Annotated in this window: 14 protein-coding genes, 3 tRNA genes and 1 pseudogene; 8 read left to right on the forward strand and 10 right to left on the reverse strand. The window is 69.4% G+C overall.

What is annotated here, in order from left to right:
- Positions 1-145 precede the first annotated feature (145 nt).
- Together M5D76_RS01270 and M5D76_RS01275 are read right to left on the reverse strand one after the other, a co-directional pair.
- A tRNA-Val gene (locus M5D76_RS01270) sits at positions 146-221 on the reverse strand.
- Positions 222-364: 143 nt separating this feature from the next.
- The gene (locus M5D76_RS01275; RefSeq protein WP_248921596.1) at positions 365-1,825 is read right to left on the reverse strand and encodes a histidine-type phosphatase; all 1,461 of its coding nucleotides are present in this window, start codon (positions 1,823-1,825) and stop codon (positions 365-367) included.
- A 152-nt stretch (positions 1,826-1,977) separates the two neighbouring features.
- Here M5D76_RS01275 and M5D76_RS01280 point away from each other — a divergent pair, with 152 nt between their 5' ends.
- Both M5D76_RS01280 and M5D76_RS01285 read left to right on the forward strand, forming a co-directional pair.
- Positions 1,978-3,537 (forward strand): Mur ligase family protein, encoded by a 1,560-nt coding sequence (locus tag M5D76_RS01280; protein ID WP_248921597.1) that lies wholly within the window; start codon positions 1,978-1,980, stop codon positions 3,535-3,537.
- Between the two features lie 58 nt (positions 3,538-3,595).
- Positions 3,596-4,528 (forward strand): HAD hydrolase family protein, encoded by a 933-nt coding sequence (locus M5D76_RS01285; RefSeq protein WP_248921598.1) that lies wholly within the window; start codon positions 3,596-3,598, stop codon positions 4,526-4,528.
- A gap of 102 nt (positions 4,529-4,630) precedes the next feature.
- Here the strand turns inward: M5D76_RS01285 and M5D76_RS01290 are convergent, their stop codons facing one another.
- Positions 4,631-5,845: an iron-containing alcohol dehydrogenase gene (locus tag M5D76_RS01290; RefSeq protein ID WP_248921599.1), complete on the reverse strand. Its 1,215-nt coding sequence runs from the start codon at positions 5,843-5,845 to the stop codon at positions 4,631-4,633.
- 314 nt (positions 5,846-6,159) lie between these two features.
- On the opposite strand from M5D76_RS01290, the gene M5D76_RS01295 reads away from it, so the two are divergent.
- From M5D76_RS01295 to M5D76_RS01320, 6 genes are all read left to right on the forward strand, one after another.
- Positions 6,160-7,209: a tetratricopeptide repeat protein gene (locus tag M5D76_RS01295; RefSeq protein ID WP_248921600.1), complete on the forward strand. Its 1,050-nt coding sequence runs from the start codon at positions 6,160-6,162 to the stop codon at positions 7,207-7,209.
- Positions 7,209-8,189, forward strand: a complete 981-nt coding sequence (locus M5D76_RS01300) for a hypothetical protein (protein ID WP_248921601.1) — start codon at positions 7,209-7,211, stop codon at positions 8,187-8,189. Before M5D76_RS01295 ends, M5D76_RS01300 begins: the two co-directional genes overlap by 1 nt.
- A gap of 67 nt (positions 8,190-8,256) precedes the next feature.
- Positions 8,257-8,331 (forward strand) — tRNA-Glu (locus M5D76_RS01305).
- A 244-nt stretch (positions 8,332-8,575) separates the two neighbouring features.
- Positions 8,576-10,585, forward strand: coding sequence for a S41 family peptidase (locus tag M5D76_RS01310; RefSeq protein WP_248921602.1), 2,010 nt, complete (start codon positions 8,576-8,578; stop codon positions 10,583-10,585).
- Positions 10,586-10,716: 131 nt separating this feature from the next.
- Positions 10,717-11,154 carry a hypothetical protein gene (locus M5D76_RS01315; protein ID WP_248921603.1) on the forward strand — a complete coding sequence of 146 codons (438 nt, stop codon included), beginning with the start codon at positions 10,717-10,719 and terminating at the stop codon, positions 11,152-11,154.
- A gap of 115 nt (positions 11,155-11,269) precedes the next feature.
- Complete coding sequence (locus M5D76_RS01320) at positions 11,270-12,799, forward strand: YdcF family protein (RefSeq protein ID WP_248921604.1); 1,530 nt, start codon at positions 11,270-11,272, stop codon at positions 12,797-12,799.
- Between the two features lie 33 nt (positions 12,800-12,832).
- Here M5D76_RS01320 and M5D76_RS01325 read toward each other — a convergent pair whose 3' ends face one another.
- The 7 genes and pseudogenes from M5D76_RS01325 to M5D76_RS09240 form a co-directional block, all read right to left on the reverse strand.
- Positions 12,833-13,846, reverse strand: coding sequence for a transketolase family protein (locus M5D76_RS01325; RefSeq protein WP_248921605.1), 1,014 nt, complete (start codon positions 13,844-13,846; stop codon positions 12,833-12,835).
- The gene (locus M5D76_RS01330) at positions 13,839-15,569 is read right to left on the reverse strand and encodes a UTRA domain-containing protein (protein ID WP_283102003.1); all 1,731 of its coding nucleotides are present in this window, start codon (positions 15,567-15,569) and stop codon (positions 13,839-13,841) included. Before M5D76_RS01330 ends, M5D76_RS01325 begins: the two co-directional genes overlap by 8 nt.
- 665 nt (positions 15,570-16,234) lie before the next feature.
- Positions 16,235-16,319 (reverse strand) — tRNA-Leu (locus M5D76_RS01340).
- A 36-nt stretch (positions 16,320-16,355) separates the two neighbouring features.
- Positions 16,356-17,348: a Ppx/GppA phosphatase family protein gene (locus M5D76_RS01345; RefSeq protein ID WP_248921606.1), complete on the reverse strand. Its 993-nt coding sequence runs from the start codon at positions 17,346-17,348 to the stop codon at positions 16,356-16,358.
- Positions 17,345-18,013 (reverse strand): hypothetical protein, encoded by a 669-nt coding sequence (locus M5D76_RS01350; protein WP_248921607.1) that lies wholly within the window; start codon positions 18,011-18,013, stop codon positions 17,345-17,347. Before M5D76_RS01350 ends, M5D76_RS01345 begins: the two co-directional genes overlap by 4 nt.
- A 201-nt stretch (positions 18,014-18,214) precedes the next feature.
- On the reverse strand, positions 18,215-19,099 hold the full coding sequence (mazG, locus tag M5D76_RS01355) for a nucleoside triphosphate pyrophosphohydrolase (protein WP_428847223.1): 885 nt from the start codon (positions 19,097-19,099) through the stop codon (positions 18,215-18,217).
- 315 nt (positions 19,100-19,414) lie between these two features.
- Positions 19,415-20,434: pseudogene (locus M5D76_RS09240) on the reverse strand (SGNH/GDSL hydrolase family protein); the annotation flags it as partial.
- Between the last annotated feature and the right edge of the window lie 20 nt (positions 20,435-20,454).

Below are 20,454 nucleotides of genomic sequence, written 5' to 3' on the forward strand. Positions count from 1 at the left end.
GCGCGCGGTTCCAATTATCGCGCTGCCCCGGGGGGCGGGCCGGCCTGCTCAGCGCGCGTATCGGACGAGGAGGTCAGGTCGTCGGGCAAGCGGCGCGGCGCCACAAAAAAGGCCAGGCGCTCGTCGCGTCTGGCCTGCAGTCTCATGGTGGGCGGTGAGGGATTCGAACCCCCGATCTTGTGCTTGTAAGGCACCTGCGCTAGCCGCTGCGCCAACCGCCCGAGCGCAGAGAGTGTATCACAGCCCACCTGGGCAGCAAGAATTGCCCACATGAACGGCAGGGTCCAAGCCGCTTGCGTCCGCGTTTCGGGCGGCACGCAGGACGGATGGCCGCGTGCGCAGGTGGGCCTCGAGAGCGTTCGGCCTAGGCCGCGGGAGCGAGCGGCTCGCCCTGCTCGCCGTACGTTTCGGGCAGCGCGTCGTAGGCCGCGTACGCGCTGGCAATCCTCTCGCGAAGATGGGCATAGTCGACGAGTCCGTCGGCGCTCTTCTCGACACCGTCGAAGTCGAGCGTGACGCTCTTCGGCGACTCGTAACCCGAGAGCATGCTGCCGGAGCGCAGCTGGGAGGCGTCCTGGTAGACGAGACGAACGCGGCCGAACTGGCGGCCGTCGGCGCTCGACCAGCGCTCGAACACGAGCTTGGAGCCGATGGGCGTGCCGGCTTCGACGGAGCCCGGCAGGTCGTAGGCGCGCACGCCCATCGCGCCGAGCACGCTCACGATGTTGGAGTCGTGGCCGCACAGGAAGCTGAACTGGCGGCCGTCGGCGTCGAGCTCGCGGCCGATCTCGCCGAGCAGCGGGTGCGCCACGTTCACAGCGACGAGCGGTGCCGAGAAGAGCACGTCATTGTAGCGGTCCTTCGCCCGGGAGATGAGGGACCACTGCTCCTGGGAGAGGCTTTCGCCGAAGGCCGCGCCCCTCTCGTCCGTGGACTCGTAGTACTGGAGGACGAGGGCGTCGGAGAGCTGGCAGGCGAGCTTGAGCGAGCCGGTCATGGCGGGCTCCTTGTTGAGCTCGTAGGCGACGCCGGTGTCGGTGGTGTCGAGGGCGCCGATCTCGCCGGACTTGTAGCCCTCGGAGTCCGCGAGGTCGCAGACGTCCGCGATGAGCGCAAAGGAGTCGGAGAGGTCCGAGGCGACGGCGGACATCTGGCCGGCGCCGAAGCGGTCGGCGACCTGGGTGCGGGCGGCGTCGGCGTAGGCGTCGGTGAGGTAGGTCGTCTGGGGCGTGAAGGTGGGGTCCATCGTGTCGAACGCGACGTGGGTCTCGACCTCGACCGGCGCGGCGGGCAGGGCGCCGGCCGCAAACGCCCGCGCCGTGGCGATCGTGCGCTCCTTGGCGTTGGCGTAGACGCGCACGGCGCCGGGGTCGGGGCGCCAGTTGTGGTCGGCCAGCCCCTCGTGCTCGAGCCACGCGCGGAAGTACGCGCCGCTCATGGTCTCGAGGGCGGCGCCGCGCGAGGTGAGCTCGCTGCCCTGCGCGGTCCAGTCGATCCAACGGTGCGGCGTGGCCTTGGCGAGCGCCGAGCCGTTGGTGGAGAGCGGCGCGCGGATGTTGTGACGGCTCAGCACGACGACCTGCTCGAGCCGGTAGTCGCCCGCGGGGTCGAAGAAGTCGAGGGCGTCGGCCGAGGTCGTCGCGCCAGACGTCGTCGACGTCGCGGCGCCGGCCGGGCCCGCGGCGGAGCCGGGCGCGGGCGAACTCCCCTGCCCCGGCGTGGCGCCGGACGCCCAAGGGAACGACGTGCAGCCCCAGAGCGCCAGCGAGGCGACGCCGAGCGCCGCCGCAAGCGTCAGGACGCGAAACCATGCTCTTCTCGCCATGAGGGCCTCCGTGGGATGGGGCTGACCGTCCCCACATCGTACCCGCGAGGCGGGGCGCGCGCGGCGCCGCGACACCTGGACGGCGCCTGTTCGTACCGTGGCGGGACAGCGCCGGGCGCTCGGCGGCGTGCGGGACCTGTATACTGGGCGACATGGATATCACACTGAACCAGATCTGCGCCCTGCTTGAGGGCGAGGGGCTCCTCGTGCGCGCGACGGGCCTCGACGGCGCGGGCGACGCGGCCGTCTGCGGCTGCGACTGCGACTCGCGCAAGGCCGCGCCCGGCCACGTCTTCGTGTGCAAGGGCGCCGCGTTCAAGGCCGACTACCTCGACCTCGCGCTCGAGGCCGGGTGCGTGGCGTACCTCGCCGAGAAGAGCCTGGCCGACGAGCTGGCGCCCGCCCATCCGCAGGTGCCGTGCCTCGCCTGCAGCGACGTGCGCCGCGCCATGGCGTACGTCTCGGCCGCGGCGTGGGGCCACCCCGACGAGCGACTCGAGGTCATCGGCCTCACGGGCACCAAGGGCAAGTCGTCCACGGCATACATGCTGCGCTCGATCCTGGACGCGGCCGCAGATGGCGGCGCGCTGCCCGCCTCGAAGACCGCTCTTCTCGGCTCCATCGAGACGTTCGACGGCGTCGAGCGCATGGAGAGCGTCAACACCACGCCCGAGTCGCCAGACCTCTGGCGTCACCTCGCCAACGCAGCCGGAAGCGGCCTTACGCGCATGGTGATGGAGGTCTCGAGCCAGGCGCTCAAGTACGACCGCGTGCTGGGGCTCGGCCTCGACGTGGCCGCCTTCCTCAACATCGGGACCGACCACATCTCGCCGCTCGAGCACCCCACGTGGGAGGACTACTTCGAGAGCAAGCTGCGCATCTTCGACCAGGCGCGCGTCGCCGTGGTGAACCTGAGGAGCGACCACCTCGACGAGGTCCTCGCTCGAGCCGGGCGCTGCGAGCGCCTGCTCACGTGCTCGTCGGAGGCGGCCGACGAGCAGCGCGCCGACGTGTGGGCGACCGACCTCGCGAGCGCCCACGGCAGGCAGACCTTCCGCGTGCGCACCCCCGACTGGGAGGGCCCCGTCACGCTGCCGATGCCCGGCCGCTTCAACGTGGACAACGCGCTCGTCGCGATCGCGGTCGCGTGTGCGCTGGGCCTGGGCCACGAGCAGGTCGCGGCAGGCCTCGCACGCGCCGCGGTGCCGGGTCGCATGGAGCTCGTCACGACGCCAGACCACAAGGTCACCGGCATCGTCGACTTCGCACACAACAAGATGTCGTTCGCGAACTTCTTCCCCGCGGTGCGCCGCGAGTTCCCGAGCGCGCACGTCATCTCCGTGTTCGGAGCCACGGGCGACAAGGGCCTCGAGCGCCGAGAAGAGCTTCCCGCGGAGGCCGCGCCCTTCTCGGACCTGATGATCTTCACCAAGGACGACCCCGGCTTCGAGCGCACGGAGGACATCTGCGCCGCCATGGTCGCCGCCACGCCCGAGGGCTGCGCCACCGAGGTCGTGCTCGACCGCGTCGAGGCAATCGACCGCGCCGTCGACCTGGCCTACGAGCACGACGGCGAGTGCGTCATCTGCCTGGTGGGCCGCGCCACCCAGGGCCTCATGCACGAGGGCGGCAAGCTCGTCCCCTACCCGCTCGACATCGACCTTCTGACCACGTCGATCGCACGCTACGACAAGGACGTCTCCCGGGGCTAGCCGCACGCGGCCCCGGTCCTGCGGGCGCGATCGCCCGCGCAACGACGAAAGGACCCACATGCCCGCGCTCTCGCTCCCGACCTTCCCGCTCGACGCCGACCGCCTTCCCGCCGACATGGCCGAGAGGCTCTCGCGCGTCAGGCACGTCATCACCGACACCGACAACACGATGGTCAGCCACGGCCGCGCGCTCTGCTCGACCGATGGCACGCCCTCCGTCGAGCTCGCCCAGACACTCATCGACCTGACGCGCGCCGGCGTCGACGTCGTGCCGTGCACGGGCCGCAACCGCGCCATGATCCGCGAGGACGTGCGCCTGCTGGGGCTCTCGGGGTGGATCGGCGAGATGGGCGGCGTGCTGTGCCTGCACGAGGGCGCCGACTCCGACTGGCGCTACTTCACCGCGGACATGCCCTTCGACGAGTCGTGCGGCAAGACCCCGCACGACGTCATCTGGGAGACGGGCGTGGTCGACCGCCTGCTCGAGCGCTGGTACGACTGCCTCGAGACCTACAACGACAACAACATCGGCTACCAGTACCGCGAGGTCACGGTGGCGCTGCGCGGCGCCGTGATCGAGGACGAGGCCCAGGCCATGCTCGACGAGACGGGACTGCCCCTCTACCTCGCGGACAACGGCTTCGTGAGTCGCATCACCGGCCCCACGATCCTGCCGACCTTCGAGGACGGCAAGGTCACCGACGTCCACACCTACCACATCACGCCGCGCGGACTCGACAAGGGCTCGGCCACCAAGCGCTACATCGAGCTCATGGGCTGGAATCCCGACGAGGTCATCGCCTGCGGCGACTCGCCGGCCGACTGTGCCATGGCGCCGCACGTGGGCACCTTCCTGCTCATGCGCAACGGCGCGAACAACCCCAAGACGCAGGCGGCGCTCGCGGGGGCGGGTAACGCCTTCGTCTCTGCGTCCGACTCCACCGACGGCTTCTGCCAGGCGATGCGCACGCTGCTCTCGCTCAAGGCGTAGCCGAGTCGCACGCGAGGCGCCTCGAGCGCCGCTCAATTCGCGCGAGAACGGGGCCTGCCGACCGAAGTCGGCAGGCCCCGTCGCTTCCGCGATGCGCTCGGACTAGAAGTTGACCGGCGTGTCGTTGTAGACGCAGTCGAGCAGCTTCTCCATCTCCTCCTGCGTCGGCTGGCGCGGGTTGGAGCCGGTGCAGGCGTCGAGAAGAGCGTTGGCCGCGACGTCGTGCTTCTTGGCCTCGAACTCGTCGTGGTCGATGATCGAGGTGTCGGCCTTCACGCCCTTGGCGCCGTAGTTCTTGATGCCCTGCGGGATGTCGATCTCGTCGTTGATGTCGCGGATCTTCTGGACGAGGGCCTCGACGAGCTCGTCCTCGGTGGAGCCGGCGAGGTGCAGGACCTCCTTGGCGATGTAGGCGTAGCGGCTCTTGGCACGGGCGTCCTTGGCGTTGAACTGGATGACCTTGCCGAGGTACATGGCGTTGGCGCAGCCGTGGATGATGTGGTCGCCGGTGAAGGCGGCGCCGGTCTTGTGTGCCATGGAGTGCACGATGCCGAGCAGGCCCGAGGAGAAGGCGATGCCGGCGATGCACTGGGCGTCGTGCATGTGCTTGCGGGCCTCCTTGTCGCCCTTGTAGGACTTGGGCAGCCACTCGACGATCTCGCGGATGGCGTGGAGGGCGTTGGCGTCGGTGTACATGGAGGCGGCGGTGGAGACGTAGGCCTCGATGGCGTGGGTCAGGGCGTCCATGCCGGTGTGGGCGCAGAGCTTGGCGGGCATGGTGTAGGTCAGCTCGGGGTCGACGATGGCGACGTCCGGGGTGATCTCGAAGTCGGCGATCGGGAACTTGATGCCCTTGGAGTAGTCGGTGATGATCGAGAAGGCCGTCACCTCGGTCGCGGTGCCGGAGGTGGAGGAGATGGCGCAGAAGTGCGCCTTGGTGCGAAGCTTCGGCAGGCCGAAGACCTTGCACATGTCCTCGAAGGTCGTCTCGGGGTACTCGTACTTGATCCACATGGCCTTTGCCGCGTCGATGGGCGAGCCGCCGCCGATGGCGACGATCCAGTCAGGCTGGAACTCCTGCATGACCGCGGCGCCCTTCATGACGGTCTCGACGGAGGGGTCGGACTCGACGCCCTCGATGAGCTTGACCTCCATGCCGGCGGACTCGAGGTCGGCCTGGACATCCTGGAGGAAGCCGCCACGCTTCATGGAGCCGCCGCCACAGACGATGACGGCACGCTTGCCCTCGAAGTTCTTCACCTCGTGGCGAGCGCCCTCTCCGAAGTACAGGTCACGCGGATTGGTAAAACGTCCCATGCAAAAACACTTCCCTTCGGGCCGCCAGCTCGGGCGGCCATGACAAGAGGGTATGACCCTCTATTACCAGCTCAGAAGGTGTAAATGTCGCGTCACACCAAGGCAAAGCATACTCTCGGGCGACGCCTCGGGACCCCACTTTCCGCATACCTATTTATCTTCCCACTCGCACATTCATGGGCCCTTTTTAGTTGACTCGAATGAATGACCAGAGGTGTCTGGTCATGTCGGGGCGGCCGCTGGCGCGCATTTGTGCGACACTAGGTCACGCTAATCGCAACGACCCCAACGCGACCACGAAAGGAGGTGTGGCGATGGCGTTCAACCCCGACCGCGAGGACTACGACAGGATGGTCGTCCGATTCATGGAGGACCTCAGGGACCGCAACGTCGACGACCTCGATATCGAGCAGGAGGTCGCGAGCTTCGGCAGGCGATATGCCCAGGAGCGCGACTCGCTGCCCCAGACCGACGTGGAGCGCGCCTTCCACCTCGTCGCAACCGCGACGAGCATCATCGACTACGAGCTGCCCTTCGCCGACGACGACACGGCCGACCAGCTCGTCAAGCAGGCAAGCAATCTGCTGGACGAGGCCCTTGCCCTCGACCCCAACTGCTTCGACGCGCGCCGCATGAAGGCCGCCGCCACGGCGCCCACCTTCGAGGCGCACTACGTCCTCCTGAAGCAGGCCTGTGACGCCACCTGCGACGCCTGCCTCGCAGAGGCAAAGACGGCCGTCAAGGAGATGGGCGGCGAGATCGGCAACCTCGTTGCCAGGATCGCGCTGCGCCCCGCCGTCAGGCTGCTCGCCACGCTCGCGAGCAAGGCCGTCATCTGCGGGCACAACCGCGAGGCGATCAAGTGGTACAAGCGTGCGCTCGAGCTCGACCCCCTCGACGAGGGCGACATCCGCTTCACGGCGGCCATCGCCTACTCCAAGCTCGAGGACGAGGAGGGTCTCGAGCAGCTGGCGCGCGACTCCCGCGCGCTCGGCGTCGGCCGACCCCACGACGAGGACGACGCATGGGTGCTCATCTCCCGCATGGCGATCGCCTACAAGCAGCGCGACCTCACGGCCGCGCGCACCGTCCTCAAGCACATCATCAAGGTCTACCCGAACGCGGCGCTGACGCTCATAGCGATGCACGAGCTGCCCGACGGCGTGTTCGCACGCCTGTACGTCGAGCCGTTCAGCGAGGACGAGCTCATCATGGCGGTCTCGGAGTGCACGGTCCTCTTCCAGGAGGGCGTTGACCGCGAGGGCCACGGCTCGCTGGGAGCCTGGGCGATCCGGTGCGCGCGCGAGCTCGACCCCTCCGCCGCGGACTTCTACACCCGCGGCAGCGGAAGGAGGAACGACTGATGGACGCCCATGAGGAGCTCGTCCTCCGCCTCGCCGAGAAGCGCAGCAAGAAGCTCGGCCTCTCCAAGAACGGCTACGCCGAGCTCGTGCTCGCCGTGCGCAAGGACCCCGAGAAGTTCGTCGACGACGAGCACGAGGAGGCCTTCCTCTGCGTCGCCAAGGCGCTCGACCGCTACGAGGAGTCGCAGCGCGGCGACGAGATGCTCGGCGACGACGAGTTCATGGCCGAGCGTGCGCGCAGGCTCGCGAAGCTCGCGAGCGACTGCACGGCCGCGCTCGCGAAGGACCCCACCTGCGAGGATGCACGACTCCTGCTTGAGATTGCCAAGGACGACGAACCGGACGCTCTTCTCGACCGCCTGATCAACCTGGGGCACGACATCGAGCGCGAGGGCGTGGGCTACGCGAGCGAGGGTCGCCCGGAGGCCATCGACGCGTGGGATGACGTGTTCAGCAGGCCGTACCTTCGCGTCCAGGACGCGATTGCGCGCACCTGCCTGGAGACCGCACGCTACGGGCTGGCGTGCTCGACGGGACAGCGCCTGCTTGCCATCTCGGCGAGCGACGTCCTGGGCGCGCGACACACGTGCGCGCTGGCGCTCGCGAGGCTCGAGGACGAGGCCGGGTTCGACAAGCTCGACGCGATGCACGGACGCCACGGCGACTCGTGGAGCCACCTTGCCCGCGTGATCCTGCTGTTCAAGCTCGACCGCATGAGCGCGGCGAGGCGCGCGCTGAAGGGGTTCGACAGCCTGTGCGAGGGCGGCATGTACGCGCTGCTGAGGCCCGTCCTCGTGGAGCCCTACGCCCCCGACCGCCCGCAGTGCAGCCCGTATAGCTTCAAGGAGGCCGTGCTCGCCGTGCACGAGGCCGACCCCATCGTGGTCGACACGCCGGACCTGCCGGCGTGGGCCGAGGCCCAGCCGGGCATGCTCGAGTCGGCGCAGGCGTTTGCGCAGAAATCGGGCTTTGACTGGTAGTGACACGTAGCTGCGGGTCCCTCTGATATACTGCTTGTCTGCGCGCACATGGCGGCGCGCGGCACAGGTCCCCATCGTCTATCGGCTAGGACGGCACCCTTTCAAGGTGCAGAGGCGGGTTCGATTCCCGCTGGGGGCACCACTGACATGACGGGCGGGCTGGCGCAGGCGGCGTCGGCCCGCCCATTTTCGTGCGAGAAGAGCATGGCACACGAGTGCGCGGGGAGGGCGACTCGCGGATTTGCCGCGGCCGACGCATGACAAGGCGGGCCGCTCCTAGTAACGTGGCATCACGAGGGCGCGCCCGCGCAGGCGCGCCGACCGCAGCGGAGGGCCGCCCGGCGGCGACTGCGGCGACTGTGCCGGCGAGCCCGAAGGGACACCGCATGAGCACCACGACGAGACGTCACCCCTGGCGCGCGGCGACGGCCGCGCTCGTGCTCGCCTGCCTTTTGGGCTGCGGCTGCGCGACCGCACCGAAGGAGGCGGCCGCGCCGGGGGCGGCACAGGCCGTCGACCCGCGGGCAGGCGGCACGCACGAGGGCGACCACACGACCAGGCAGGTCGAGGTGTTCCGCGAGGGGCCCACCGACGAGCACGCGACGCTTCGGTTCTACGACGACATGCCCAACGTCGCCTACATCAACGTCTGCGACTACTACCGGCTCCTGATGCCGCAGGGCCAGATGGACGCGACCAGGCAGGACGACGGCACCTGGCGCGTCGAGACCCACACGGGCGCGAGCCCTGACGCCGCGATGGAGCACGGGCTTGGCGGGACGGCCGTGGTGGACCCCGCCAGGGGCACGCTCTTCTCGGCGGACTTCTCCGCCTTCGCGAACACGATGTCGCGCAGGCAGCTCGGCATGGACAACCTCTACCTCGACGGCATGGGGCTCGTGCGCGTGGCGGGCGCCGACTACGACCGCGAGGCCGCGCCCGCGGTGATCGACCTTTCGACCTACGGGATCGCCGTGCGCGACGGCGACGACGGCCTGTGGATGCCCGTGCACACGCTGTCGACCTTCTTCACGAACCTGCACTACGACTACGTCCTGTTCAACGGGAAGAAGCTCTACGTGAACGACGAGAACGACCTGCGGCCGCTCACCGAGCGCGACGAGGACTTTGCCACGGGCTTCTACTACGGAGAAGAGCGTCCGGACGACATGGTCGCCTTCGACTACGCCCAGCTGCGCCTCGCGTTCGACGTCTTCTACGGCAGGCCCGCCTGCGCGAGCGAGGCGCTCAAGACGCAGGGGCTCGAGGCGCACCTCGACGCCCTGGGCGAGGGAGGCAGGGCCGTGAGGGAGGCTCTTCTCGCCAAGGACTATGCCATGTACCTGCATGGGTGCGACGGGCTGAGCAGCACGCTCAACAAGGACGGGCACACGATGATCGACGTCGTCCAGACCTCCGGACTCAGCGAGAGCGAGGCGCACAAGGGGCTGTACGAGCGCTACCAGAAGCTCGGGAGGGACGAGAGTGACCCGATCAACAGGCTCATCAAGGCGCATGCCGAGGAGATGGCGCCGATCGACACCATCCAGCTGACGTGCAAGGAGCTCGCGCACAAGGCGTTTGGCGACCAGACCTACGTCAAGAAGGGCGACACGGCCGTGATTGTGCTCGACTCGGTCGACGACGTGGACATCAAGGGCTGGAGGGCCTTCCTTGCGGGCACGGGGCCGCGCCCATCGGGCAGCGAGCCGATCGCCGACGAGTCATCCACCTCCAAGGGCAACGTGGACTCGATCGCGCTCTTTCTCGACGCCCTCGACAAGGCGAAGGCAGACCCCGAGGTCAGGAACGTGGTGCTCGACGTCTCGAAGAACGACGGAGGGTCGGACGACGTCGTCATGTTCATCACGAGCCTGGTCGCACGCCGCGAGCGCGAGCGCTTCCAGAACACGATCACGGGGCAGACCATAACCGAGCGCTTCGACGTCGACCGCAACCTGGACGGGCGCTTCGACGAGGCGGACGACGCGGTGGACTACTCCGACCTCAACTTCGCGGTGCTCACGAGCGGCTACAGCTACTCGTGCGGCAACCAGCTGCCCTGCCTCATGAAAGACGCCGGCGTCCCGATCATCGGCGAGCGCTCTGGCGGCGGCAGCTGCAGCGTGCAGAGGGACCTGACCGGGGAGGGGCTCGTCTACAGCCACTCGTCGTGGATCTCCAGGCTCGTGAACGACGCGGGAGAGGAGATCGACGACGGCGTGCCGGTCGACGTCGACCTGCTCGAGCGTGCCGGCTCCAGGAAGGAGCGGCGCGTGGCGGAGTTCGGCGGCAAGCGCGTCGAGACCGAGCTGCACGACTACTCGAGCTTCTACGACCTGGACAACCTGTCGCAGGTGATGAACGAGATCTATGCGACGCGGCAGGCCGGCTAGGGGCGGGACACGCCGACGGGCGCGTGGCCTGGCCGCTGACCTGCGCCCGCTCGTCGACGCGGCGACGGCGCGCGACGTTGCCCATGCTACGATTCAGCCATCGTTTTCATGACGGATTGGCAGGTCGCGCCATGGATCGTCCCGCCTCCCAGAAGTACCTGAGGGTCCTCTCAGTGCTTGACGTCGCGCTCGGCGTCCTGTCCATCGTGGCCGGCGTCGTGGCGCTCTCGGGCGGCACGTTCCTGGGCGTCGGCTCGGGACGCATCGCCACGGAGGCGGCGGCCGCGCTCGAGGTCAGCATCGCAGGACAGGCGTACTCCATACTGGGGGTGCTGGCTCTTCTCGCCGGGCTGTTCGCGCTCGTCGAGGGCGCGCTGGGGCTTCGCGCGGCACGCGACGCCACGCGGATCATGCCCGTCTGGGCCGTCTCGTTCGCGGGGCTCGTGCTTGGCATCGCCAACCTGGCCATCACCGCGTCGCAGCAGGGCGACCTGCTCATGGCGGCGATCGGCATGATCGCGTCGGCGCTCATGTTCTGGGTCGCGAACAACATCAGGAGCCAGGCGTAGCGCGGCGTTGCGCGGCATGCTCGCGGCTTGCGCGGCGCGCGTGGTGACATATGACACGTTGCCCGCCCCGTCGCGCGATGGGGCGGGCGCATCTGACGACATTGGGGAGAAGAGCATGGCCGCAGCAGCGAGGACCGCGCGCATCAAGGACGACCCGAGCAGGGGCATCTGGAAGCGGTTCCTGCTGCTGGTGCCCCTCGTGGTCGCGCTGGCCGTCACATGCTGGGTCTACGTGCACGCGAACGGGTCGACCTACTCGATCAGGGGCACGCTGCCCGATCTTGCCGGGGGCGAGTCGACCACGGACGCCGCGTCCTTCTCGCCTGCGAACGTGACGCTCGACCGCACGGGGGTCATCGAGGTGACCTCGGCGCGGCTCACGCCTGACGGGGACCACGCGCGCATCGAGCTGCGCGCGCTGGGCGACGGCGAGGCGACCGTCAACGTGACGCGTCGGGAGGGCGACACGACCCTGGGGCCTGCGCCGCGGCGGGTGCGCGTCATCGACGGCGTCATCACCTGCGAGGGCCACGGGTTCGCCGGGTGGGAGTCGCTGCACGTGAGCCTCTGCGTCTTCATGGGGGCCGTGGCGGCGCTGTTCCTGTCGGCGCTCGTGCGTCTGAGGCGCGAGGCGTGGTTCGGCTACACCATGGTCTCGTGCGCAGGCGGCCTGCTGTTCTTCTCGTTCCAGCTCGCGTTCTTCGTGTTCCTCGCGTTCGACGGCGGCATCACGAGCCTGGCGGACCTCGTGGCGACGCTCACGCAGACGGCCGACTGGTTCGTGGCGGCGACCATCATGCCGGTGACCGTGCTGGCGCTGCTCGTGTCGCTGAGCAACGTCTGGCTGATCGCGCGCGAGGGACTGCGCCCGGTCAACATGCTGGGCGTGGCCGTGAGCGTGGTCTGGGGCCTAACACTGCTCGTGCTGACCTTCGCACATGACGCCCTGTACGAGCTGCGCGCGTCCTTCGAGTTCATCTGGGTGTTCCGCACCTGCGAGGCCGTGGCCGTGGCCTACGGCGAGTGCCTGCTCTTCGCGACCGTGGTCTGCGCGTGGCTCGCCGCGCGGCACAGGCCCAGGCGCGGCGGCGACTACCTCGTGATCTTGGGCTGCGGCCTGCGCGCCGACGGCACCCCCTGCCCCCTGCTGGCCGGGCGCATCGACGCGGCACTGGCCCTCGACGCCGAGCGCCAAAAGGCCGGCGACGCGCCCGTGACGTTCGTGCCGAGCGGCGGCCAGGGCCCCGACGAGCCCATGAGCGAGGCGGAGAGCATGGCGGCCTACCTGCGCGAGCACGGCATCCCCGACGAACGCATCGTGCTCGAGGGCCGCTCGACCACGACCCGCGAGAACATGGCCTTCTCGCGCGAGGCCATCGAGGCGCACGCGGGCGTGAGCGTGGAGGAGAGGAGCGTGCTCTTCTCGACCACGAACTACCACGTGTTCCGCGGCTACGTCTGCGCCCACGAGGCCGGCATGCGCGTCGAGGGCGTGGGCAGCCGCACGCGCGCGTACTTCTGGCCGAACGCGTTCCTGCGCGAGTTCGCCGGGCTGCTGGTCGCGCAGTGGCGCATGATCCTGCAGGTCTACCTCGTGATTGCCGCGATCTACGCGGCGGCAGCCATCGTCTACATCTCGGGCTAGGCGCCCGGGGCCGGGCGCGCGGGCCGGGCGGCGCTACAGGCGCTCGGCGACGACGCGCGCGATGGCCTCGGTCGAGAGCCCCGCGCGCTCGAGCAGGGCCTGCTGCGAGTCGGCCTCGAGGTAGGCGTCGGGCATGCCGAGGCGCAGGAGCCGAGGCGTGGGCGCGTCGGGCGTCGAGGCGCGCTCGGCGAGGTGCTCGGCCACGGCGCCGCCAAGGCCGCCCACGCGCGAGTGCTCCTCGAGGGTCACGACGAGCCGGACCCCTGCGGCGCAGAGCGCGTCGAGCGCGGCGGTGTCGAGCGGCTTGACGCTCGCGAGCTCGATCGCCTCGGCCGCGATGCCGCGCTCGCCGAGGATGCGGGCCGCGTCGACGGCGCGCGACGAGATGGTTCCCGTGGAGACGATGGCGACCTCGGGCGCGACACCCGCCGGGACATAGAGGTGCTGCGCCGCGCCGGGCGCGTAGCTCGCGCCGGACGCGTGCAGGCAGGCGCCGTCGAGCTCGTTGGCGCGCACGTAGGCCGGGCGCGGCCGCGCCGCGAGGTCGCGCAGGACGCTCGCGAGCTCCACGGTGTCGGCCGGCGCGATGACCTCGAGGTTCGGGATCATGCGCATGATGGCGAGGTCCTCGAGCGACATGTGGCTCGCGCCGAGCATGGCGGCCTCGCAGCCGCAGCTCACGCCCACGAGCGCCACCGGCGAGCGCATCATGCCGAGGTTGACGCGCACCTGGTCGAGCACGCGCGACGTAATGAACGTGGCGTAGCACGGCGCGAACGTATGGAACCCCTCGTTGGCCAGCGCGGATGCGACCTCGATCTGGTTCTGCTCCGCGATGCCGCACTGCACGTAGGCCTCCGGGCGCGACGCGCGCAGGCCGTCGAGCGAGAGGCGCCGCCCGTAGTCGGACACGACGACGGCGAGGTCGTCGCTCTTCTCGGCCAGCTCGCCCATGACGTGGCCGAAGGTCTGCTTGTGGTTCATGGCGGAGAAGAGCGTGGCCTCGTCCGCGGAGACGAGTGCGGGGCTCACCTTGGTGCTACTCACCGGCGATCGCCTCCTCTCGGGCGTCGAGCTCGCGCACGGCCTGCTGGTAGAGCTCCTCGGTCAGGGCCTTGTCGTGCCACTCGGCGCACATCTCGGCGAAGGAGAGGCCGCGGCCCTTGACGGTGCGGGCCACCACCGCGCGCGGGCGGTCGCCGGTGCGCGCGAGGGCACGGGCGAGCGCGAGCACGTCGTGGCCGTCGACCTCGACGACGTCGAAGCCGAACGCGGCGAACTTGCGGTTGATGGGGCCATTGTCGAGGATGTCGGACGTGGGGCCGTCGAGCTGCATGCCGTTGGCGTCGACGATCACGGTCAGGTTCGAAAGGCGCGCGTGGCCCGCGAAGGCCGCGCTCTCCCACACGTTGCCCTCGTCGCACTCGCCGTCGCCCACGATGCAGAAGACGCGCGACGGCAGCTGCTTGCGGCGCAGCGCGAGCGCGAGGCCGGCCGCGTAGCCGAGCCCCATGCCGAGGCTGCCTCCGGCGGTCTCGAGGCCGCGCGCAGGGTCGCGCCTCGGGTGCTTGAAGATCGTGGCGTCCGGGCCGAAGAGGCCGCGGTCGACGTCGTCCTGCGAGATGAGGCCGCGGGAGAGCATGGCCGGGTAGAGGGCGATCGACGCGTGGGCCTTGCTCACGACGAGGCGGTCGCGCTCCTCCCAGCTGACGGCGCGGCCGGCGTCGCGGCCGCAGCACATGACCTCGCCGAACAGCACGGCGACGATCTCGGCCATGGAGAGCGCGCCGCCGAAGTGGAAGGCGCTGCCCTCGTAGCGGTGGCCCCACTCGACCACGCCGCGGCGGACGTCGAGGGCCGCGAGCTCGAGGCGACGGCGCAGCGCGCGCTCGGCGTCGCCCTCGCGGGCGCCGACTGCCGCGGGCGCGGCGAAGCCCTCGAGGTCGAGCGGGCCGGGCAGGCCGTCGGCCTGGCGCGAGACGCCGACGATGGACTGATTGGGGCCGATCCAGGTGTGGCTCCACTCGATGGGCGTGGCGCCCTCGAGCTCGATGGTCTGCTCGAGCACGATGACCGGCTCACTCGGCGAGCAGCCGAGGTAGCCGCCGTGCTCCTCCCCCGCGAGGCGCGGGAGGTAGTGCATGTGCGAGAGCGCGATGCGTCCGCCCGAGCAGCGCTCGACGGCGTCGAAGAGCGACTCCTGCTCGAAGTCGGCCTCGTCGAGCCCCGGACACGCGCGCAGGTTGGACCAGCTCTCCTGGCAGACGACCGGGTGGTCGCTCACGCTGCGCACGCGACGCATGAACAGGACGGGCGAGCCGGCATCGACGTGCAGCGCCGCGGCCACGCTCTCGGGGGCCTCGAGCACCTCCTTCTGGAGCACGCGCGTGACGTAGCGCACGCCGCTCTCGCGCAGCGACGCCGCGAACGAGAACGAGCGCGCGCCGTCGGGGCGCACGATGCCGCCAGACGCAACCATGGTGCCGCTCCCCTTGCGGGATACGAGCAACCCCTCGCTCGCGAGCGTGCCAATGGCGCGTCGCACGGTGCCGCGACTCACGCCGAACTCGGCCATGAGGTCGGCCTCGGAGGGAATGTAGCCGCCGCGGCGCCACTCGAGCGTGGAGATCTTGGCGCGCATGGCGTCGGCGAGCTGCACGTGCAGCGGCGTGGGCGAATCGGCTGAGAGCCGCGAGACGCTGCGGGTCGATTCGTCAGGGGACGCCACGGGCTCATGCGGCGTGGGAAACTCATGGGGTATGGGGGGCATGTCTCATCCCATCGGATATGACGGCGAGCACACGCGGCACAGGCGAACCAAGCGCTCGACGTGTACAACTCGCATACAGGACAGATTGTGTACAGGCGATACTATAGCGCGGCAAGGTGACACGCGAGGGCGCCGGGACCATGAGTGAGGCAATCTACACCGTTTGCGCGAGAGGGCGGGGATGCCAGGGTCGTCGATTACTCGGATTTCAGAATGGACGCAGATAATTACCGAGATTTCAGAATCGACACGGCCAATTACCCAGATTTCAGATTCGACGCACTTCGGCGCCGCGTACGATTTTGTGACAGTTCGCCTAGCTGCGCGTATCTTGACAAGGCCCTCGGCGCTCCGGTGTCAAATCCGTAATCTCGGTAATTTCAGGTGACTTTTCCGTAATTCGAGTAATCCGGCGTGACAAATCCGTAATCCGAGTAATTTTCTGCGTCCATTCTGAAATTCGAGTAATTTTCTGCGTCCGTTTCGTAATCTCGCGAATCGCTCCGTGAAACTGCATGAGCTCATCGAAAATCTTTGCACGGAGGGGTGCTTTTGCGCGCGTTGACTCCGTGCGGCCAGAGCATCACGGCTCCCCGGGGACGCGCGTTCGGATGCGCCATGCAAAAGCGACCCGCACCCGTCGGGTGCGAGTCGCGCGCAGTCGATGGTAGGGGTAGTGGGGCTCGAACCCACACGACCGAAGTCGACGGATTTTAAGTCCGCTGCGTCTGCCAGTTCCGCCATACCCCCAAAGGGTCGGTCGCGAGGTCACGGCCGCCGGAGTTCCTACTGTATCACGGCGAGCTGGGGCCTCCAGCCGAACGGGGCGATGGCTCCGTCCGCGGCCGCGCCCGCGCAGATGGTAAGGCCGAAGAGCAAATCGCTCTCGCTCACCGTCAGGGAGTCGAGCCCTGTCGCCTCCAGAAGCGACGCGATCACGGCTGCGCCGCCGAGGATCACGCCGGCGCGCTTGGGCTGCAGCCCCTTGAGGGCGGCACGCCCCTCCACGTCGAGGGCGCACAGGCGCTCGACCTGACGCTCGACGGCGTCTCGCGAGAGCTCGTGCAGGTGGACGAAGCGCGAGTCATAGGGATCAAGCTCGGCCTCCATGGCGACGAGCGTCGTCACAGTGCCGCCGCAGGCCACGAGAAGCTCCGGCGCGAGCTCCATGATCCTCTCCGCCGCAAGCGCCTCGCCGATGAGCTCACGCGCCCACGTGCGGGCGTCGGCGACGCGGGAGGGATCGGTGGGCCCGCCCTCCCCCGAGAGGCCAAAGCGCTCGGTCGCGCGACGGGCGCCGACGTCGACGGAGTGCACGCGCTCGAGCGAGAGCTCGCCAGAGGAGATGCGCCCCACCGCGAGCTCGGTCGAACCGCCGCCACTGTCCGCCACGAGGACGCGGCGGCCGCCGAAGCCCTGGGCCACGCCGAGGAACGTGAGCGAACCCTCCGTCACGCCGGAGATGACCTCGGGGGAAAGCCCGCGTCGCGCGAGGGCGGCGAGCAGCTCGTCGGAGTTGGAGGCGTCGCGCGCGGCTGACGTCAGCGTGCAGCACGCAAGGCGCACGCCGGCCTGCCGCGCCATCGCGAGGTAGCCGTCGACGCACGTCGTCACGCGCTCGAGCGCACCGTCGCAGATGCGCCCCGTCGCCTCGAGCCCCTCGCCGAGGTTGCAGATGGTCGATTGCTTGAGCATGCGCTCCACGCGCCCCTGCGCGACGTCCGCCACGGCCAGGCGCGCGGTGACCGTCCCGATGTCTATGCAGGCGGCTCGCGTCACTCGTAGGCCTCGGCCGGGTCGTAGCCGAAGATCCCGTCGAGCGTGCGCTGCGTGAAGTCGCGGTTGTCGACGTAGGTCGGCTTGCCCGCCGCGCCGCTCTTCTTCTCCTCAGGCAGACCCTGCACGGTGACGCTCGTCTCGTCCGCGCCGACGAACCCGCGCTCGCGCGCCAGGTCCTCGATGCCCTCGCGGGTCTGCAGCCTGGAGATGTCGTTGGTGAACTCGCTGTTCTGGCCCTGCAGCGCCTCGTAGCGCGTGCGCAGGTCCTCATTGGTGCGCGTAGCGACGTAGCAGTCGCGGATCGGCCCGAACAGCATGACGACGACGGCCACGCCCACAACGAGGGTCGCCGTCAGGATGCGATGGCGTGCGAAGAACGCGACGACGGACTGACCGGCACCTGCGGCGGCGCCACCCGCGGCGCGGGCGCGATCGACGACGCCCTCGGGCGCGGCGGCCTCACGCGAGGCGCGACGGCGCGCATCGGCAGAGCGCACGTCACCGCGACGGCCGGCGGCAGAGCGAGCGGCCGCCCTCCCCTCGGAGGGGCGCCTGCCCGTGGTACGCGTGGCCGTGCGCGAACGCGTCGCGCGCTCACGCTCGCCCCAGCGCGCAGCGCGCGGGTCGATGGCAATGCCAGGTTGTGCGGAGTAGTCGTATCCCATGCCGTCGCTTCGATTTAGGTTTGTTTGCCGGCTATAAAACGCTTCCTTATTTATACCAAAGCGCGCCACGCGCGGCGCCCAGAAGCGCCCGACATCCACGAATCAAGCGCGGGCGGACAGCTTACGCTGGTAGACGGCTTGCGAGAAGAGCCTGCGCCGCTCTCGGCACAGGCCCTTCACTTCACATCTTTTGTCGGGCGGCTAGTCGTCGGACTCGTCGAGGATGCCTCGCTCCTCGTCCTTCACGTAGCCCCACAGCTCGTTGAGGGCACCCGTGTCGAGGCTCGAGAGGTCCGCGTCCATCTCGCGCGCGAGCGCCTCCATGCGCGCCCAGCGCCGGCGGAACTTGCGGTTGCTGGCAGCGAGCGCCTCCTCGGCGTCGATCCCCTCGTGGCGCGCGACGTTCACGAGCGCGAACAGGATGTCGCCGAACTCCTCGAGCGCCTCCTGGCTCCCGCGCTCCTCGTCCTCGAACTCCCTGCGCTCCGAGACGACCTGGTCCCAGACCTCGTCGACGCTCGACCACTCGAAGCCGGCCTTGGCGGCGCGCTTCGAGATCTTCTGGCACTGCAGGAGCGCCGGCAGCGAGCGCGGAACCGAGTCGAGAAGTCCCTCCTGCGCTCCCGCGGCCTCGCGGCCCGCGCGCTCGCGGCGCTTCACCTCGTCCCAGATCTCAAGCACGTCTCCCTCGCTCTTGGCGGACTTGTCCGAAGACTCGCCCTCACCGAAGAGGTCGCCGAACACGTGGGGGTGGCGGCGCACGAGCTTCTCGTTGAGCTCGCGGCACACGTCGTCGACGTCGAACTCGCCCTCGTCAGAGGCGATCTGGGAGTGCAGCAGGACCTGCTCGAGCACGTCGCCAAGCTCTTCTCGCAAGTGGTCGGCGTCGCCCTCGGCAATGGTGTCGACGGCCTCGTAGGCCTCCTCGATCATGTTGCGCGTGATCGACTCGTGCGTCTGCGCCTGGTCCCACGCGCAGCCGTCGGGCTGGCGCAGCCTCCAGATCGTGCGAACGAGACGGTCGAACTCCGTGTGGGTGCGCGGCGCTCCGACGCGGGCGCGCGTCTCGTCGTCCACGCGCTCGATGGGCCCGAGCTCGATCTCGAGCGGCGACTCGTCCGCGTCGAGCACGTCGTCAGAGGCGAGCACGATCTCGCCGGCAGGTTCGGCCACGGCGCGTCCCGATCGCGGCACGCCCGACGGGACCCGCGCGAGCGCCGTCCCCGCGATCGGCGCGGTCGCGTCCGCCGAGCCGTCCGCGGCCGCACCAGGCGCGGCCTCATCGCCGGCAGCCGCGTCGCCCAAAAGCCCCGCGGCCGCGGCCGACAGCGGGACGAACGTCTGCGAGACGACCGACATCACGCGCTCGGCAACGAGGCCGGCCGCAACGGGGCCGGGGTGCAGGTAGCCGTCGGCGAGCATGACGGGGTTCTCGGGAATGGCGTCGTAGCCCTCGACGTAGTACATGTTGGTGTGAGCGTCGCAGCACGAGCGCAGCATCGAGCCGACCCAGGTCAGCTCCACGCCACTCGGCGCCCCCGACTCGACGTCGGCGCGCCACAGCGGCGACACCACGTAGATGGGCGTGCTCGGGAAGTACCACGCCAGCTTGTCGAGGTAGCGCTGGGCGTCCTGGCGGATCGCGCGCGCCGTGGGCTTGCGCGACCAGTCGTTGGTGCCGTAGGCGACCGTGATCGCCGCCGGGGGCGCCCCGCGCATGGCCGAGAGCCCGCGCAGCGACGCGCGGTCAAAGGTGTAGCCGGCGACGCCCTGGTTCACGACGTCGAGGCCCATGCGCGCCGCAACGACGGCCGGCCAGGCCAGAGACGGGCTGCCCACGACGAAGCCCTGCGTGATCGAGTCGCCGAGCGCCAGCAGGTATGGCCTGCCGTCCGCCGGCGCGAGCGTGCCGTTGGTCTCGAGGTTGCCCACCGCGACGCTCATGATCGTCGGCAGGTAGATCATGACCTCGAGGGGCACGTGGTCGGGGTTGGGGAAGTCATGCTCGATGCGGCCGTCGCGAACCATCGTGGTGAACGACTTCTGCCCCGCCACCACGATGTCGATGCCGTCGACCACGCCGTCCTCGGCGGTGCCGAGCGCGCCCGTGCGCTCCACGACGGCGCGGTAGATCCTGTGTCCCGCATCGAGGTGACGCGTGATCTTGCAGTCGAAGGCAATGTGGTCGCCGGTCGTGACGAAGTCGATCGCCACGCCCGCCGTCGACATCGCGCGCCGCCCGCGCCCCTTCTGTGCAAGCGTCTCGAGCTGCTTCTCGTAGAAGCGCTGCGGCTGCACGAGCCCGTCGCTCAGACGGACCAGCCTCACGGCGCCGCGGATGTAGGGCGCCATGTCCACGTGCCCGTCGTCGCGGTTGCGCGCCGAGAAGATCTCCCGCAGCCTGTGCTTGTCCTGACTCATGAGTTAACCCCTCACCTAGA

Source organism: Olsenella intestinalis (assembly GCF_023276655.1).
Taxonomy (GTDB): domain Bacteria; phylum Actinomycetota; class Coriobacteriia; order Coriobacteriales; family Atopobiaceae; genus Olsenella_J; species Olsenella_J intestinalis.